We start from the raw sequence: 17332 nt of genomic DNA, 5'->3' as shown, positions 1-17332 counted from the left end.
CCGGCCCCCGCTACCTTCACGTACGTCGTACGGCCAGCCCATCGATCTGGTGGGTCATCGACCCGTCCCGCACCGTCAGCTGCACCGTGCCGGACAGGAAGGCCGTCGGCGTCGGCAGTGCAATCACCGCCTGGTACTGCGTAGTCGCGTTGTTCAGGTTGACCGTCCCGACCGACTTCCCGCCGTAGTAGACCTGCAGGCTCCCGCAGGTCTGGCAGCGAGTGGCGATCAGGAACAGCCGCTTCGCCTGCACCGTGCGGGTCAGCGAGATGCCCTTCACCGTGCCGCTGGTGACCGTGCCCAGGTAGTACACGCCGTTCGCACCCCGCGACCAACCGGCCGAGGCCGTCAAGGCCCGGTCGTCCATCGGCCGCGAGAAGCACCGCTCAGCAGTCCACCCCGACACCGTGCCGAACACATCGCGAGCTCGCACCGACACGCAATACTCGTTGCCCGCAGCAACATTAAGCGTGATCGAGGTCGCCTTCGTCGCCGAGGCGGCGCTGACGTACGCACCGAAGTTGGCCAAATACGTCGCGGTCCGGTAGCGCACGTCGTACGAGCCGACCCCGCTGGAGTCCGTCGCGCCGTACGACAAGCTGACCGACGCGGCCTTGGTGAGCTCGAAAGCACCCGAGGTGAACGCGACCGTCGGCGCGACCGCGTCGACGTTGAGGTAGCGAACGGCAACCGTCGTCCGACCACCCGGCTCGACCGCCTTGACCTGGAAGACGTGCGTCCCGCTGCCCACCCCGGCCTTCGTGTACGGCGAAGTGCAGGCCGTGGCCGGCGCGCCGTCGAGCTGGCAGGTGACGGTCAGCGGCGTCGCCATGCCGGCGGTGTCGAACGGGATGCTCAGGTTCGGGCCGTTCACGGTCGCGGTCGGCTTGATCGCGACCCGCGGGCCCTGCCAGACGGCGGAGCCGAGGCGCTCGTTCCACGGGCGCTGGAACACGTTGACCGCGGTGCCCGGCTGGCCGGCCGCGTCGACCGGGAGAACCTGGAGCACGTTGCCGCCGAGTGCGATGTTGCGGTTGATCAGCAGCTTCGTCCCGTCCGGCGACCACGCGATCGAGGCCAGTCCCTGCTCGCCGCTCGCGCCGAGCTTCGGCGTACCGCCGCCGACGGGGATGACCGCCGGGGCCTTGCCGCTGACGTAGCCGATCCAGCGTCCGTCCGGCGAGACCGTCGGGAAGGTGCTCTGCACGGTCCCGGCGAGGCTGCCCAGGACGGCGCCGTTGGCGCGCGCCTGGACGCGGACCAGCAGCGATCCGTTCTGGTCCTTCGCTACCAGGGTCTGGTTGTCCGGCAGCCAGGTCGGCATCGCCAGGTTGCAGCCGATCCGGACCGGCGTACCGCCAGTGGCGGCGACCAGGTCGAGGCAGGAGTCTCCGCTCGGCTGCAGGCGCTCGTACGCGATCTTGGTGCCGTCCTGCGACCAGGCCATCCGGATGATGCCGGTCGAGCCGCTGACCAACTGGACCGGCGTCGCCCCCGGTACGTCGGTACGGACGCGCCACAAGCTCTGCTGGCCCTTGGCGAAGACGATCTCCTTGCCGTCGGGCGAGGTCGCGATCGAGTCGCCCACCACGTGCGTCTGGCCGTCCGCGGCGAGCGGGACGACCGAGGTGCCGCCGCTGACGGCCACCTGCGCGGCGTACGTGCGGTAGTTGCCGCCCTCGACCGGGACGGTGTTGGTCAGGCCGATCGTCTCGGTGGTCGCCGCGGGCGTGATCGGCGTACTGGCCGGGCCTTCGCCCTCGTCGCTGGTCGCGGCGACCGAGTACGTCGCACCGGCGATCCGCTCGGACTGCACCCACGCGCGCTCGGTGGACACGCTCGAGGTCTCCACCCACGGGTAGGTGGTCACGGTCCCGCCGACGGTCCGCTTGATCACGTAGCCGGTGAGCCCTTCCCACTCGGCCGGCGCCTGCCAGCTGAGCTCTACACCGGTGAAGGTCCCCACTGCCTTCACGTCCAACGGCACCGAAGGCACCGCCTCCGTCACCGCCTGAGCAGGAATCCCCGCTCCCAGGGCCACAACGCCCACCGCCAACGCCGTTACCGACCGCACGTACGACCGCACACTTCCCCCAGCAGCTACGGGCCCGCACACGCGCGCCTCACCGGCCTATCGTTGCCCAAGGCCCTTTCGTTACGCCGTGGCAGGAAGCTGCAGTCAGCGCTTGAGCAGCACGATGCCGATCACCAGCGTCAGTACGGCGAAAACCCCGAAAATGATGGGCCCTGAGTAATCCGTTCCGTAGTCCGCACTCTGCATCCGGTGCGGATCCTCGCGGTCGTAGACCACGTCGATGGTCTGCCCCTGGTCGGCCTCGAGGAAGTTGCTGGTCCTCTCGACGATCGTCTGCCCGGCCAAGGTCTCGTACCGGACGGTGATCCGCTCGGTTTTCCAGCCCTCCTTGGCCAGGACGACGGCCGGTACCACCGCACCCCGCTCCCTCAACCACCGCAGGTCGTCGGCCTCGGCCCAGGCGAGCGCTCCGAACACGACCGTGAGCAAGAGCATCGCGGCGCCCTCGTACCGGCGCCTCCACTTGCTCACGAATGCTTGCCTCGGCGGTAGAACTGCGTGCCGGCATAGGCGAGCAGGCCCACCCCGAGTGCACCGGCCAGCCCAGGAAGGACGTAGTCGAAGCCGTAGTCGGCGGCCTGCATCCTGGTCGGTTTCCTAGGGTCGTAGACCACGTCGATCGTGCCGCCGGCCGTCGCCTGGTCGTAGTTCGTCGTGCCGTCCTGGACGGTCTGGCCGCCTTTGGTCGTGTAGCGGACCTCGATCTTGGGGTGCTTGCCGGAGCCGACGTCGAGCACCGTGGCCGGGACGACCTCGCCGCGCTGCTGCAGGAAGTAGGTGTCGCGACCTACCCAGACTCCGAACGTCAGGACGGCGACGGCGAACACGAGGGTGATCAGCCCGTCCACGTCCCAGTGCCACCGCCGGCGGCCCTGTTCCTTGCGTCGGTGTCTCGATGCGACGCGCTTGGCCCGCCGGGCGGCTTTGGCCCGGCGGGTCGCTTGCGTCTTGTTGCTCGTCATCGGTCCTCACCGGTTGGTCGGGAGTGGGACGTCCCGACCGGTGCGGACGTTCCCTAGGGCTGGGTGAGGAGCGGGCGGGTTCCCTTGAGGACGGCAGCGTAGCGGGCACGGACCTCGGCAGCCTCTGTATCGCTGAGGATCGACGACTCAGGCTTGCCGACGGCAACAGACCAGGTCGGCGGGGTGTCGGCACCCGACAGCGCCCACGCAGCCTGACGGGCCGCGCCGAGCGCCACGTACTCACCAGGCTCGGGCAGCACGACCGGTGCCCCCAGCAACGCAGGAGCAAGAGCCTGTACGGCGCGGGAGCGGGCAGCGCCACCCAGCAGCAGCACCCGCTCGACCGGGAGGCCCTGCGCGCGCAGTGCGTCGACAGCATCGGCCAGACCGCACAGCATGCCCTCGACAGCCGCGCGGGCCATCGTCGCGGGCTGCATGGTCGCGCGGGTCAGCCCGTAGACCAGGCCGGTCGAGTGCGGGAGGTCCGGCGTCCGCTCACCGTCCAGGTAGGGAAGTAGGACCAGTCCGTTGCTCCCGGACGAGTTCAGCGCGGCCTCGTCGAGCTCGGCCAGCTCCATGCCCAGCAACGTGGCCGTTGCCGACATGACCCGCGCAGCGTTCAGCGTGCAGACCAGCGGCAGGTAGCCCCCGGTCGCATCCGCGAACCCGGCGACAAACCCGCTCGGGTCAGCAGTCGGCGTCGTACTGGTCGCAAAGGCCGTGCCAGAAGTCCCCAGCGACACAGCGACATCGCCCGGCTGCAGGTCAAGCCCAAGAGCAGCCGCCATGTTGTCACCGGTCCCGGCAGCGATCACCGCACCACCAGCGGTCTCGCCGACGATCTCCCGAGGCCCAGCGACCCGCGGCAGCGCCAGCGATCGGCCGAAGGCCCGCTCGACCAGGTCGGGCCGGTACGAGTTGGTCGCCGGCGACCACCAGCCGGTCCCGGACGCGTCGCCGCGGTCAGTGGTCAGGTCGCCGATCCCACTGCGCCCAGCAGCGAGCTGGTGGGTCAGCCAGTCGTGCGGCAACGCCACAGCCTCGGCACGGGCCGCAGCCTCCGGCGCGGCCGACTGCACCCAGCGCAGCTTGGTCACCGTGAAGCTCGGCACCGGCAGCGACCCGATCGCCTCGGCCCACGCCTCAGCACCGCCGAGCTCGGCGACCAGCTCCACAGTGGCGTCGGCCGAGCTGGTGTCGTTCCACAGCACAGCCGGGTGGACCACGCCACCGTCGCCGTCGAGCAGCACCATCCCGTGCTGCTGCCCACCGACGGACAGCGCCTGTACGTCGTCCAGCAGTCCCTCCGAGGCGATCTGCCAGGCCTTGAGCCACTCGGCGGGGTCGACCTGGGTGGCGTCGGGGTGCGGCGCACGTCCCTCGCGCAGCACCTCCCCGGTCTCGGCGTCGCAGACCACGACCTTGGTGGCCTGGGTGGAGCAGTCGACACCGGCGACCAGTTTCGGCTGAGTCATCAGACGGAGTTCCTCTCGGAGGCGGCAAGTAGGCGCAGGACTTCGCGGGCCAAGTCTGTGGTCGTCACCAGGGTGCTGACCAGCCCCGACCGGACCGCTGCGATCACCGCGGGAGCCCGGTGCGCGCCGGCGGCCAGTGCGACCCGCTCCCGCGGGCGGCGCAGCTGGTCCATCGACACCGCGATGATCATCTGCTCCAGCGGTGACTCGACCAGTTTGCCGTCCACGTCCAGCAGATGCCCACTCACCTCGGCCACGGCGCCTCCCGCGACCCCTTCGTCGCGGACCGCCTCCGACACCGCGTCCCACACCGTGGAACAGCCGGCCCGCCAGGCGCCGATCGCCACCACGGAGATGTCCAGCCCGTCCGCCATCGCCAGGGTGTCGGCGATCCCCGGCTGCCGCCGCAGCGCGGTCACCGCGGCGATGTCGTCCACGACCAGCGGCGCGTGCACCGCGTACGCCGTACCGCCGGCCAGCTCGGCCGCGCGTCGGGCCAGGTCGACCGTCGTACCGCCACCTGCTGGTGAGTGCAGCGAGCCCGCCATTTGGATCACCGTGCAGGAGGGCAGCGCGTCGAAGTGGTCGACCATCGCGTCGACCGCCCGGCTCCACGTCAGGCCCAGCAGGTCACCCGCACGAACCAGCGGCATCACCGTCCGGGCAGCAGCCTCGGCGACCTGCGCACGGACCTGCTCGGCCGACCCGGTCGCCGTGGTCGCCACACAGCGCGGGATGCCGAGCACGCCGGCCAGCTCCTCGGACAGGCCTCGGTCGACCGGCGAAGGGCTCTTGATCTGGATCTGGACGATCCCCCGCTCCCGGGCGCCTTCCAGCAGCCGGGCGATCTTGAAACGGCTGAGGCCGAGCTGTTTGGCGATGTCCACCTTGGAGGTGTTGTCCAGGTAGTACCGCCGGGCGACGTCCGCAAGCAGCTCGTCGTCCTCCCCCCGCCAGCTCTCGACCCCCTCCCCGCTCATCTGGCCAGGTCCTCCAGCGTCGCCCGAGCACCACGCTCGTGCAGCGACGCCAGCGAGGCCTTGTACGCCGTCACGAACCGCTCGTCGTCCACCAGGTCACCGAACAGGTCCCGGTCGGAGATGAACACCAGCGGGTCCTCCCGGTTGTGCTGGGCGCGCTCGACCAGCTTGTCGCGCAGCCGGTCGACCACCTCGATCGGCTCGCCCTGCTCGTCCACGCCCTCGGCGTACCGGGCCCAGGAGGCCACTACCAGGGCAGACCGCTCCACCCCACGGTCAGCGGCCAGCTGCTCGCGGATGACCGGCACCAGCCACTTCGGGATCCGGTCCGAGCTCTCCGCGCACAGCCGGGCCAGCGTGTCCCGCACCTCCGGATTGGCGAACCGCTCGATCAGCTGGTGCTTGTACTGCTCCAGGTCCACCCCTGGTACGTCGGGCAGCGTCGGCTGGCCCTCCTCGGTCATGTAGCCGAGCAGGAAGTCGACGAACAGCTTGTCCTGGCACACCTCGTGCGCGTACCGGTAGCCGGCCAGGTACCCGAGGTAGCACAGCGCCTGGTGGCTCGCGTTGAGCAGCCGCAGCTTCATCAGCTCGTACGGCTCGACGTCCTCCACCACCTGCACACCGACGTCCTCGTACGACGGCCGCACGCCCCCGAAGTCGTCCTCCAGCACCCACTGCGTGAACGGCTCGCACACCACCGGCCAGCCGTCCTCCACCTCGAACCGCTCGGCCAGCGCCTCGCGGTCCGCGTCGGCGGTGACCGGCGTGATCCGGTCGACCATGCAGTTCGGGAACCGCACCTCGGCCTCGATCCAGTCCGCCAGCTCGGCATCCTTCAGCCGGGCGAACGCGGTCAGCATCTTCTTCGCGACGTGCCCGTTGCCCGGGATGTTGTCGCAGGACATCACCGTGAACGGCTTGGTCCCCGCCGCACGGTGCCGGGCCAGCGCCTCGACGACCAGCCCGAACGCCGTACCGGGGACAGCCCCCGGCTCCAGATCGGCGGCCAGACCGGGGTCGTTGGCGTCCAGCTCCCCGGTCACCTGGTTGACGTGGTACCCGCCCTCGGTGATCGTCAGCGACACGATCCGCGTCGCCGGATCGGTCATCCGGGCCAGCACCGCCTCCGGGTCGTCCGGGGCGAACAGGTAGTCGACGATCGACCCGATCACCCGCGGCTCGAGCGTGCCGTCCGGGTACTTCACGACCAGCGTGTAGAGGCAGTCCTGCGCCGCCATCACGTCGGCCATCCGCCGGTCCTGCGGCAGCACGCCGACGCCGCAGATCCCCCAGTCCAGTGCCTTGCCATCGGCCATCAGGCGGTCCAGGTACATCGCCTGGTGGGCCCGGTGGAACCCGCCGACCCCGAAGTGGACGATGCCCGGGCTGACCGCCGTACGGTCGTAGGCCGGAACGCCCACCTGAGGGTCGAGCGAGGACAGCGTGGCGGAACTGAGCTTCTGCAAGGTCACTTGACGGCTCCCAGCGACAGGCCCTGGACCAGCTTGTCCTGGGCGGCGAAGCCGGCGATCAGGACGGGCAGCGACACCACCAGCGAGGCCGCGCAGACCTTGGCCAGGAACAGCCCCTGACTGGTGACGAAGCCGGTCAGGAACACCGGTGCGGTCTGGGCCACCGTACCTGTCAGCACCCGGGCGAAGAGCAGCTCGTTCCAGCTGAAGATGAAGCAGATCAGCGCCGCCGACGCGATGCCCGGTGTGACCACCGGAGCGACCACGGAGCGCAACGTCCGGACCAGCCCGGCGCCGTCCACCGAGGCCGCCTCCAGGATCTCCACCGGTACCTCGGCGAGGAAGCTGCGCAGCATCCAGACCGCGATCGGCAGGTTCATCGAGGTGTAGAGCACGATCAGCAGCCAGATGTTGTCCAGCAGCCCGGTGAACTGGGCGAACAGGTAGATCGGCAGCAGCCCGGCGACCACCGGCAGCATCTTGGTGGACAGGAAGAAGAACATCACGTCGGTCCACTTCCGGACCGGCTTGATCGACAGCGCGTACGCCGCCGGGAACGCCAGCAGGATGACCAGGGCCGTGGACAGGATGCTCGCGGTCAGCGAGTTCGCGATCGACGGCCACGGACCGCTGTCGAAGAACGACCGGTAGCCGTCCAGCGTCAGCGGCGCCGCGATGGCCGGCGGGTTCTTCGCCGCGTCCTCCTCGGCGTGGAACGAGGTCAGCGCCATCCACAGCACCGGCAGCACGAACAACGTGCCGACGATCCACGCCAGCCCGCTCAGCGCGATGCCACCGCCGCGCTTCTTCCTGCCCGTCACGATCGTCACCGTGTTGCTCATCGGCTCTCCTCCTTGAACAGCGACGAGACCGACCGCAGGGCGAACGTCGCGATGATGATCGTTCCGATCACCACGATCACGCCCGCGGCCGAGGCCCGGCCGTAGTCGTGCGCGGTGTAGAAGGTCTGGTAGATCGTGTACGGCAGGTTCGCCGTACCGAGTCCACCGGACGTGATGGTGAAGACGGCGTCGAAGTTCTGCACGACGTAGATCGAGCCGAGCAGCGCGCTGAGCTCGAGGTACTGACGCAGGTGCGGCAGCGTCATGTAGCGGAAGATGTCCCACTGGCTGGCGCCGTCGATGCCCGCGGCCTCGATCACGTCCAGCGGCCGGCTCTGCAGCCCGGCCAGCAGGATCAGCATCATGAACGGCGTCCACTGCCAGACCAGCGCGAAGATCACCGACCACAACGGCTGGTTGCTGATCCAGTCCGGCTGGGGCGCGTTGTCCCCGAAGATCCACGTCAGCAAGCCGTTGAAGAGCCCGTACTCCGGGTTGTAGAGCGCGTGCTTCCACAGCAGCGCGGCCGCGACCGGTACGACGAGGAACGGCGTGATCATCATCGTCCGGACCACGCCACGACCGCGGAACCGGCGGTCCAGCAGCAGCGCGATGCCGAGTCCGAGCAGGAGGCTGATCAGGACGACGGCAGCGGTCAGCAGGATCGTCACCAGGATCGCCTGCCGCGTGTTCGCGTCCGTCAGCACCCGGCGGAAGTTGTCGATGCCCGCGAAGCCGCGCTCGTCGGGGTAGTAGGCGTTCCAGTCCATGAACGAGGTGATGATCGTGACCACGAACGGCAGCTGGGTCACGACGATCATGAAGATCAGGGCCGGCAGCAACGGTGCCCGGCGGGCCCAGTCACCGGTCTTGCGCAGCATCGTGGACTGCGATCCGGGCGGTCCGGCCGCGTGCCGCCCGCTGGGGCGTGCCTCGGTGTCGACACTCATGACGGCTTCCTCACTTCGCTTCTCGGGAGCGATAGCGCTCGGCGACGTCGTCGGCGAGCACCTGCCCACGTTTCAGGGCTTCGTCGACGCTCATCCGGCCCGCGATCGCCGAGCTGACGTCCTGGCTGACCTGCGTCCCGAGGTCGGGGAACTCCGGTACGTCGACGAACTGGATCCCGATCGCCGGCCGCGGCTGGACGCCGGGGTTGCGCGGGTCGGCGGCCTCGATCGCCTGCCGGGTCGGTTCGGCGAACGCACTCGCCTCCTTCACGTACTCCGGGTTCGTGTACGTCGAAGCGCGCTTGCCGGCCGGGACGCGGGACCAGCCGAGCTCCTTGCCGACCAGCTCCTCGTACTCCTTGCTGGACGCCCAGGAGATGAACTTCCAGGCGTTGTCCTTCTTCTTGCTGGCCTCCTGGATGCTCCAGGACCACGCGTACAGCCAGCCGGAGCTGTCGGTCTTCACGACCGGCGCCGGGGCGTACCCCATCTTTCCCTTGACCGGTGAGTTCGGCGCTTCCAGCGAACCGGCGGCCGACGTCGCGTCGTACCACATCGCGACGTTGCCCTGGACGAGGTTGTTCAGGCACTCAGTGAAGCCGGCCTGCGGTGCGCCGAGCTCGCCGTGGCTGCGGACCAGGTCGACGTAGAACTTGGTCGCCTCGGTGAACTCCGGCGCGTTGACCTTCGCCTGCCAGTCGTCGGTGAACCAGGTGCCGCCGAAGGTGTTCACGACGGTGGTGAGCGGCGCGAACAGCTGGCCCCAGCCGGGCTGGCCGCGCAGGCAGATGCCGCGCATGCCGGGCTGGGCGTTGTCGACCTTGGCCGCGATGTCGGCGACCTGCTGCCAGGTCGGCTTCGCGGGCATCGTGACGCCCTTGGACTCCAGGACGTCCTTGCGGTACATCAGGAAGCTCGACTCGCCGTAGAACGGTTCGCCGTACACCTTGCCGTCGGCGCCGCTGAGCGACTCCGTCATCGGCTTCAGGACGTCGTCCTGGTTGAAGTTGGGATCCTTGGCGATGTAGTCCGACAGCGGCGCGATCCACTTGCTGGTGGCGTAGATCGGGATCTCGAAGTTGCTCAGCGAGGCGACGTCGTACTGGCCGGCCTGGCTGGAGAACTCCTGGCTGATCTTGTCCCGGACGTCGTTCTCCGGCAGGACGGTGTAGTTGACCTTGATCCCGGTCTGCTTGGTGAAGTTGTCGGCCGTGAGCTTCTGCAGGTCGATCATCTGCGGGTTGTTCACCATCAGCACGTTGATGCTGTCGGCGCCCCCACCACCGGCCCCACCACCCCAGCCGGCGCACCCGCCGGCCGTTGTCACCAAGGCGAGGGCGAGTACCGCCGCCCCCACCCGCTTCCGCTGTTCCAGCACGAGCTGCTCCTTCGTTCCGTCGGACTCGCTCATCTGAGCAGGGCGTTGCTCAAAGTAGAGTGAAGCGTTTGCGCGGGGGTGGTGTCAAGAGTTCGGCGTACATGAGAGCACCCCCGCGCTCAGGTGAGCGGCGGGGGTTGTGAGTTCGTGATTTTGGAGGGTTAGAGGTCCGCGGCAGCCGCCCGACGGGTCTCCTCGACACCTTCGAAGTACGACGTCTCGAGCCGCCGGACCCAGAACGGCGTGAACACCGCTGGGAGGTTCGGCCAGAGGCCGAAGGCGTCCAGGTCACCCACCGTCACGACCAGCACGCCGACGACTGTCAGGCCGATCACCGCCCACGCCCCGAAGCGGCTGAGCAGGTGGGCGTCGCCGGCGTCGGGTGCGGCGCTCTCCACCAGCGGGGTCCGGGTGAGGGCCGAGGCGGCGAAGAGCACGCCGGACACCAGGCTGATCGCGAGCAGCGTCACCGCCACCCAGGTCTGGTCGGTGCCCCAGACACCGTCGAGCCGGAGCAGATGGACCGCCTGGGCGCCGAGGGTCACCGCGATGAAGGCGTAGGCGAGCGCGCCGGGGCGGGTCAGCCGGTTCGGCATTGGGGTGAGCTCCGCTCGTAGGGGGCGGGCGTGCGGGCTCCGCTCGTGGGGGTGGGTCTCCGGTGACATCGGCGTTCGGGCGCCTGGTGTTACCCGGGCGTTCAGCAAGACCCAGGATGACGGAGAATAGCCCGGTGAGTGCGCGTGTTGTGCTGCTGGCCGGGCCGTCCGGGACCGGGAAGTCCCATCTGGCCGAACTGGTCGGGTTGCCGGTGGTCCGCCTCGACGACTTCTACCGTGACGGTGACGACGCCGCGATGCCGCGGTCGCCGCTCGGGATCGTCGACTGGGACGACCCCGCGTCGTGGGACGCCGAGCGTGCGGTCGACGCGCTGGAGGCCTTGTGCGCGACCGGGTCGGGCGAGCTTCCGACGTACGACATCAGGGCGAACGCGACCGTCGGGCACCACCGGGTGAGTACGGCCGGGCAGCCGCTGGTGATTGCCGAGGGCATCTTCGCCGACCAGATCGTCGGCGAGCTGAAGAGCCGCGGGCTCCTGGCGGCCGCGATCTGCGTACGGCACCACCGGATCGTCACGTTCCTGCGGCGGTTCCAGCGCGACCTGCGCGAGCACCGCAAGCCACCGTTCACCCTGCTACGGCGTGGATTGCTGCTCCTGAAGGACGATCCGCGAGTGGTCCGCCGCTGCCTCGACGCCGGCTGCGAACCTCTGAACCCCAAGGCCGCCCGCCGCCGCATCGCCGACCTCCTCGCCGCCGCCGCGACGCACTGAACGAACCTCGTCAGGCCGCGCGCCGCCGCTGAAGGCTGCGGTGATCAGGCAGTACCCGTGCGGTGGCCGAAGGACGGGGTCGTGAGGACTGCCGACGCATCACCGGCGGCCGACTGAACCAACGTGCGAATCCGCTCGGAAGCCTGATCCGCAAGGGTGAACTCCGTCCCCAGAACACCAATCGCCCCAAGCACCTCGCCGTTGCGGTGGAAGACCGGGGCCGCGACCGACCGCAGGTGGGTGACGTCATCCAGCCGCACCACCGCATCTGGCGCACCTGAGAAGATCACCTGACCGAAGGCAGTCTGCTCGATCGCGCTCGTCACCCCCGGCCGCACCGGGATCCCGAACGGATCCAGCGACTCGGCGGCGTCCACCACCACCAGATGACCGCCGTACGGCTGAGCGAAATGCGCACTGAGCCCGGTCGAGGTCCGCAGCGACTCCAGCGCCGCCCGCACGACCTTCCGCCACGGCGCGTCCGACAACGCGGCCGCGGCGATCCCGAGGAAGCGCGGTCCGATCCGGTACGTGCTGTCCGGCTCGGCCACGACGAATCCCTGCGCCACCAGGTGCTGGAGCAGCCGGTACACCGTGGCCTTGGGAAGCTCGGTCCGGGCCGCGAGGTCCACGATCCGATGGCTCCCGCCGCGCTCGGACAGCGCCACGAGCACGTCCAGCACCTTGACCGCCGACGCCCGCGGCGAGTTTTCCGAACCACTGTCGCTCGTCATGATCACAGGTTATTGTAAGCAACCAGCGTTTCGTCAGATGAAACCGGAGTTTCATTTCTAGCCGCTATGGGCGGCGAGCCCCCTGCTCGTCGAACCCCGAGGAGGACTGCGCGTTGAGGAACCTCCAGCCATCGCTCTCCCGCCGGCGACTGCTCACCACGGCGGCCGTCGGTGTCCCGCTGCTCGGCATGCCGGCGCTGCTGACCGGCTGCGGGAGTGACCCGCAGGCCGGCACCGGACGCCGGATCCGGGTGTCGCAGTCGGTCGACCCGACCACGCTCGACCCGCAGAAGCAGGGCGGGATGACGACGATGAACGTCCTGATCAACCTGTTCGACACTCTCACCGCGCGGGACGTGCACAACGAACTGGTCCCCCGGCTGGCCACCAGCTGGAAGGCGATCGACGACCACCACTGGCGGTTCGTGCTGCGGCGCGGGGTGACCTTCCACAACGGTGAGCGGTTCGACGCCCAGACCGTGAAGTTCAGCATCGAGCGGCTGCTCGACCCCAAGACGCAGTCGCCGATCGTCGAGCTGCGGTACGTCACCGGCGTCCGGGTCGTCGATCCGTACACCGTCGACTTCGTGCTCGACCAGCCCGATCCGGTGCTCCCCGCCAAGCTGTCGCTGTTCGGCGGCGTGATGGTGCCGCCGAAGTACCTGGCCGACGTCGGCGACGAGAAGTTCGCCGCCGCGCCGGTCGGCACCGGCCCGTTCCGGTTCGAAAGCTGGAAACGCGGCGTCGGCATCCGGATGCGCGCCTACGAGCAGCACTGGGAGAGCAGACCCGGGTACGACGAGCTGGAGATCCAGACGATCCAGAACCCGGCCTCGGCACTGGCCGCGTTGCAGAGCGACGAGGTCGATCTCGTCACCGGGCTGGTCCCGGACGCGGCGCTGCAACTCGAGGGCTACAAGGGTGTCCGGGTCAGCTCGTTCCCCGGGCTGCGGATGTCGTACCTGTCGCTGGACACCACCGAGCCGGCGTTCTCCGACGTACGGGTCCGCCGGGCCCTGAACCACGCGATGGACGTACCGCTGCTGGTGAAGGCGACGCTGAACGGTCACGGCCGCGAGGTGCCGACGATGATCCCGCGGGAGTCGTTCGGTTTCGACCCGGCGGTCGCGCCGTACGCCCGTGATCTCGACCAGGCCCGGCGGTTGCTGGCTCAGGCCGGGCACTCGGGCGGCCTGTCCACCACGCTCACCGCGTCCAGCACGGACGCGACCACGGCGCAGGCGATCTCGGGCCTGCTCACCAAGGTCGGCGTCCAGGCGAAGGTCTCGCTGCTGGACCCCTCGACGTACTCGCAACGGCTGACCAGCGACAACCGCAAGGCGCTCGGCCCGATGTACCTGGCATCCACGACCGGCTGGACCCTCGACGGCTCCAGCCCAGTGCAGTCCAACGTCCGGACCGGCCGCCGGCAGAGCCGCTGGACGAACCCGTTGGCCGACCAGCTGATCGACCGGGAGGAGAACTCGATCCGCCCCGCCGACCGGCAGAAGGCCTTCGGCTCCCTGCAGCGCCTGCTCTCCCAGGAGGCCCCTTTCGTGTTCCTCTACCAAGCCGACACCATCGTGATCTCCAACGACCGGGTGCGCTGGACGCCGAACGTGATCGGCCACCTCGCCCTGCAGAGCGCGGTGCGCGATGACTGACCTGACCGCGTCACCGGCCACCGCCGTACGGCGTACCGGACAGGCCCGGGCGTTGAGTCTCGGGCGAACGATCCTCGGCAAGGTCGTCTCGTCGCTGATCGTGCTGCTCGTCGTCGCGACCGTGGCGTTCCTGCTGGTTCGGATCTCCGGCGACCCGCTGGCGCTGCTGCTGCCACCGGACGCCACCAAGGAGCAGGCCGACCAGCTCGCCGCCGAGCTCGGCCTGAACCAGTCGCTGTTCGCGCAGTACCTGGACTACCTCGGCGGCCTGGTCCAGGGCGACCTCGGGCGGTCGATCTTCTTCGACCAGCCCGTGGTGTCGCTGATCGGCGAACGCCTGCCGGCCACTGCCCTGCTCGCGGTCTCCGCGCTCGTGCTGTCGCTGCTGATCTCGTTGCCCGCCGGCATCCTGGCGAGCATCCACCGCGGCCGGATCACCGACACGATCATCAGCGGGATCGTCCTGATCGGGCAGTCCACCCCGGCGTTCTGGGTGGGCATCGTGTTCATCCTGCTGTTCGCCGTACGGCTGCACGCCTTGCCTGCTGCCGGGTACGGGAGCGTGGCGCATCTCGTCCTCCCGACGGTGACGCTGTCGATCTACTCGATCGCGGTGGTGGCCCGCGTCCTGCGGACCTCGCTGGCCGAGGAACTGTCGGCCGACTACATCCGTACGGCGACCGCGAAGGGGCTGACCCGCGGCCAGGTCGTGCTCGGCCACGGGCTGCGCAACGCCTCGCTTCCCGTCGTCACCGTGGTCGGGCTGGAGCTCGGATCCCTGCTGGGCGGCGCGATCCTGACCGAGCAGGTCTTCTCCTGGCCGGGGATCGGCCGGCTCACGGTCGAGGCGATCGCCAACCGGGACTTCCCGCTGGTCCAGGGCGCGGTGCTGTTCTTCGCGCTGGTCTTCGTCGTGGTCAACCTGCTCGTCGACCTGTCGTACACGCTGCTCGACCCGAGAGTGAGGCTCGGCCGATGATCGTTCGTGTTCTCCGGGCCCGGATGGCCCTGCCCGCGTTGATCCTGCTGGCCCTGGTCGTGCTGTGCGCGATCCTGGCGCCGGTGGTCGCGCCCGACGATCCCAACGCCCAGGACCTGCTGACCAGACTGAGCCCGCCTGGCTGGACCGGCGGCCACCTGCTCGGCACCGACAACCTTGGGCGCGACGTGCTCAGCCGACTGATCTACGGCGCCCGCATCTCGCTGTTCGTCGGACTGGCCGTCGCGCTGATCTCCGGCACGATCGGCGCGGTGATCGGGATCGTGGCCGGCTACCGCGGCGGCTGGGCCGACCGGGTGCTGATGCGGCTGGCCGACGTCCAGCTCGCGTTCCCGTCGATCCTGCTCGCGCTGGCCGTGGTCGCGTTCCTGGGCAACGGCCTGTGGGTCGTGATCATCGTGCTCGGGGTGACCAACTGGGTGTCCTACGCCCGGGTGACCCGGTCGAGCGTGCTGTCGCTGCGCGAACGCGACTTCGTCCTGGAGGCCCGCGCGATCGGCGTCGGGCCGGCCACCATCATGCGTCGTCACCTGCTGCCCAACGTGTTCGCGCCGCTGATCACGATCGCCGCGCTGAACGTCGCCTCGGCGATCGTGGTGGAGTCGGCGCTGAGCTTCCTCGGCCTCGGCGTACCGGCCGAGATCCCGACCTGGGGATCGATGCTGGCCGACGGGCAGCTGTACCTGGGGACCTCCTGGTGGATCGCGGTGTTCCCCGGCCTGGCGCTGATGCTGACCGCACTGTCCATCAACATCACCGGCGACGCGATCCGCGACGCCGTCGACCCGAGGGCGTACCGCCGATGAGCGCACCGATCCTGACCGTCGACGACCTGCGCGTCGACTTCACGTTGCCCGGCCAGACCGTGCACGCCGTCCGTGGCATCTCCTTCGAGCTGCGGGCAGGCCGGACGCTGGCGATCGTCGGCGAGTCCGGCAGCGGCAAGTCGGCCACCGCGTGCGGCGTACTGCGCCTCAATCCCGAGCCGCCCGCGAGCTACCCGACCGGCAAGATCCTGTACGACGGCCACGACCTGCTCCAGCTGGCCGAACCCGAGCTGCGCAAGATCCGCGGCGACCAGATCGCGATGGTCTTCCAGGACCCGATGTCCAGCCTCAACCCCGTACGCCGGATCGGCGCGCAGGTCGCGGAGGTGCTGTGCCGGCACCGCGGCGGGCGCGCGGCACGCTACCGCGACGAGGTCCTGGCCGCGCTCGTGTCCGCGGGCATCGACGATCCCGAACGCCGCGCGGCGCAGTACCCGCATCAACTGTCCGGCGGGCTGCGGCAGCGCGCGATGATCGCGATGGCCCTGGTCGCCGGGCCGCGACTGCTGATCGCCGACGAGCCGACCACGGCGCTGGACGTCACCGTCCAGGCGCAGATCCTCGACGTACTGGCCGACCTGCAGCAGGAACGTCAGATGGCCTTGCTGCTGATCACGCACGACCTCGGCGTGGTGGCGAACATGGCCGACGACGTCCTGGTGATGCGGGCCGGCGAGGTCGTCGAGAGCGGCGACGTGCTGTCGATCCTGACCGATCCGCAACACCCGTACACCCAGCAACTGCTGGCCGCGACACCCCGACTGCGCGAGGAGACCCCGGCATGACCGACCAACGGGTGCTGCTCAGCACTTCCCAGCTGTGCAAGGAGTACGACGTCCGCGGCCGGGCGCCAGTGGTTGCTGTAGACAACGTTTCGCTCGAGCTCCGGGCCGGCGAGACGCTCGCGGTGGTCGGCGAGTCCGGATCGGGCAAGACCACGCTGGCCCGGATGATGCTCGGCCTGCTGCCGCCGACCTCGGGCCGCGTCGAGGTCGGCGGGCGAGACGTGTTCCGCTTGCCGGCTGGTGAACTCCGCGCGCTGCGTCGCGATCTGCAGGTGGTCCTCCAGGATCCCTTCTCCAGCATGAATCCGCGGCTTCGCGTGGTCGACATCGTCGCCGAACCGCTCGTCACCCACGAGCCGCATCTGCGAGGCCGGCGCGGCCGGGGCGAGCGCGAAGCACAGGTCGCCGAGCTGCTCACCGCCGTCGGGCTGGAGGCGAACGTCGCCTCCCGGTACCCGCACGAGTTCTCCGGTGGCCAACGGCAACGAATCTCGATCGCGCGGGCGTTGGCGCTGCGGCCCGAGGTGATCGTCCTGGACGAACCGACCAGCGCGCTCGACGTCTCGGTCCAGGCGCAGGTGCTCGACCTGCTGTCGTCGCTGCAGCGCGAGTTCCACCTGAGCTACGTGTTCGTGTCCCACAACCTGGCCGTGGTGCGGAAGCTCGCCGACCGGGTGGCCGTGATGCGGGCCGGAGCCGTGGTCGAGACCGGGCCGGTCGCGACGGTGTTCGACAGCCCGTCCGACCCGTACACGCAGGCGCTGCTGGACGCCGTACTGGAACCGGATCCCCGCCGGGCCCGGCGCCGGCGGACGCTGGACGTGGCGTGAGGCCC

17 protein-coding genes are annotated in these 17332 nt (G+C 69.5%); 6 read left to right on the top strand and 11 right to left on the bottom strand.

Features of this window, described 5'->3' with window-relative positions:
* Positions 1–16: 16 nt before the first annotated feature.
* From ACYVIO_RS13675 to ACYVIO_RS13630, 10 genes are all read right to left on the bottom strand, one after another.
* On the bottom strand, positions 17–1987 hold the full coding sequence (locus ACYVIO_RS13675) for a TolB family protein (RefSeq protein ID WP_460651099.1): 1971 nt from the start codon (positions 1985–1987) through the stop codon (positions 17–19).
* Positions 1988–2179: 192 nt separating this feature from the next.
* Positions 2180–2566, bottom strand: coding sequence for a DUF3592 domain-containing protein (locus ACYVIO_RS13670; protein WP_460651098.1), 387 nt, complete (start codon positions 2564–2566; stop codon positions 2180–2182).
* On the bottom strand, positions 2563–3057 hold the full coding sequence (locus tag ACYVIO_RS13665) for a DUF3592 domain-containing protein (RefSeq protein WP_460651097.1): 495 nt from the start codon (positions 3055–3057) through the stop codon (positions 2563–2565). Before ACYVIO_RS13665 ends, ACYVIO_RS13670 begins: the two co-directional genes overlap by 4 nt.
* 53 nt (positions 3058–3110) lie before the next feature.
* Positions 3111–4532 carry a xylulokinase gene (xylB, locus tag ACYVIO_RS13660; protein WP_460651096.1) on the bottom strand — a complete coding sequence of 474 codons (1422 nt, stop codon included), beginning with the start codon at positions 4530–4532 and terminating at the stop codon, positions 3111–3113.
* Entirely contained in the window at positions 4532–5512 is a 981-nt protein-coding gene (locus tag ACYVIO_RS13655; RefSeq protein ID WP_460651095.1) for a sugar-binding transcriptional regulator, read from the bottom strand. The genes xylB and ACYVIO_RS13655 overlap by 1 nt, the downstream gene beginning before the upstream one ends.
* Positions 5509–6987, bottom strand: coding sequence for a mannitol dehydrogenase family protein (locus ACYVIO_RS13650; protein WP_460651094.1), 1479 nt, complete (start codon positions 6985–6987; stop codon positions 5509–5511). Before ACYVIO_RS13650 ends, ACYVIO_RS13655 begins: the two co-directional genes overlap by 4 nt.
* Entirely contained in the window at positions 6984–7829 is an 846-nt protein-coding gene (locus ACYVIO_RS13645) for a carbohydrate ABC transporter permease (protein WP_460651093.1), read from the bottom strand. The genes ACYVIO_RS13650 and ACYVIO_RS13645 overlap by 4 nt, the downstream gene beginning before the upstream one ends.
* A complete protein-coding gene (locus tag ACYVIO_RS13640; RefSeq protein WP_460651092.1) occupies positions 7826–8779 on the bottom strand; it encodes a carbohydrate ABC transporter permease in 954 nt (317 codons plus the stop codon). Before ACYVIO_RS13640 ends, ACYVIO_RS13645 begins: the two co-directional genes overlap by 4 nt.
* Before the next feature lie 10 nt (positions 8780–8789).
* On the bottom strand, positions 8790–10190 hold the full coding sequence (locus ACYVIO_RS13635) for an ABC transporter substrate-binding protein (protein ID WP_460651091.1): 1401 nt from the start codon (positions 10188–10190) through the stop codon (positions 8790–8792).
* Between the two features lie 128 nt (positions 10191–10318).
* On the bottom strand, positions 10319–10753 hold the full coding sequence (locus ACYVIO_RS13630) for a hypothetical protein (protein WP_460651090.1): 435 nt from the start codon (positions 10751–10753) through the stop codon (positions 10319–10321).
* A 134-nt stretch (positions 10754–10887) separates the two neighbouring features.
* Between ACYVIO_RS13630 and ACYVIO_RS13625 the strand changes: the two genes are divergently transcribed.
* Positions 10888–11487 carry a uridine kinase family protein gene (locus ACYVIO_RS13625; protein WP_460651089.1) on the top strand — a complete coding sequence of 200 codons (600 nt, stop codon included), beginning with the start codon at positions 10888–10890 and terminating at the stop codon, positions 11485–11487.
* A 44-nt stretch (positions 11488–11531) separates the two neighbouring features.
* Here ACYVIO_RS13625 and ACYVIO_RS13620 read toward each other — a convergent pair whose 3' ends face one another.
* A complete protein-coding gene (locus tag ACYVIO_RS13620; protein ID WP_460651088.1) occupies positions 11532–12221 on the bottom strand; it encodes an IclR family transcriptional regulator in 690 nt (229 codons plus the stop codon).
* A 113-nt stretch (positions 12222–12334) separates the two neighbouring features.
* On the opposite strand from ACYVIO_RS13620, the gene ACYVIO_RS13615 reads away from it, so the two are divergent.
* Genes ACYVIO_RS13615 through ACYVIO_RS13595 form a run of 5 tightly spaced genes read left to right on the top strand, consistent with a single transcriptional unit; the run spans position 12335 to position 17327 of the window.
* Complete coding sequence (locus ACYVIO_RS13615; protein ID WP_460651087.1) at positions 12335–13885, top strand: ABC transporter substrate-binding protein; 1551 nt, start codon at positions 12335–12337, stop codon at positions 13883–13885.
* Positions 13878–14864, top strand: coding sequence for an ABC transporter permease (locus tag ACYVIO_RS13610; RefSeq protein ID WP_460651086.1), 987 nt, complete (start codon positions 13878–13880; stop codon positions 14862–14864). The genes ACYVIO_RS13615 and ACYVIO_RS13610 overlap by 8 nt, the downstream gene beginning before the upstream one ends.
* Complete coding sequence (locus tag ACYVIO_RS13605) at positions 14861–15691, top strand: ABC transporter permease (protein WP_460651085.1); 831 nt, start codon at positions 14861–14863, stop codon at positions 15689–15691. Before ACYVIO_RS13610 ends, ACYVIO_RS13605 begins: the two co-directional genes overlap by 4 nt.
* A complete protein-coding gene (locus ACYVIO_RS13600; protein WP_460651084.1) occupies positions 15688–16497 on the top strand; it encodes an ATP-binding cassette domain-containing protein in 810 nt (269 codons plus the stop codon). Before ACYVIO_RS13605 ends, ACYVIO_RS13600 begins: the two co-directional genes overlap by 4 nt.
* Positions 16494–17327: an ATP-binding cassette domain-containing protein gene (locus tag ACYVIO_RS13595; RefSeq protein WP_460651083.1), complete on the top strand. Its 834-nt coding sequence runs from the start codon at positions 16494–16496 to the stop codon at positions 17325–17327. The genes ACYVIO_RS13600 and ACYVIO_RS13595 overlap by 4 nt, the downstream gene beginning before the upstream one ends.
* The last annotated feature ends 5 nt before the right edge of the window (positions 17328–17332 follow it).

The organism is Kribbella endophytica (genome assembly GCF_054781295.1).
The sequence above is the reverse complement of the archived record's forward strand: the minus strand, read 5'-3'. Positions and strand labels throughout refer to the sequence as shown.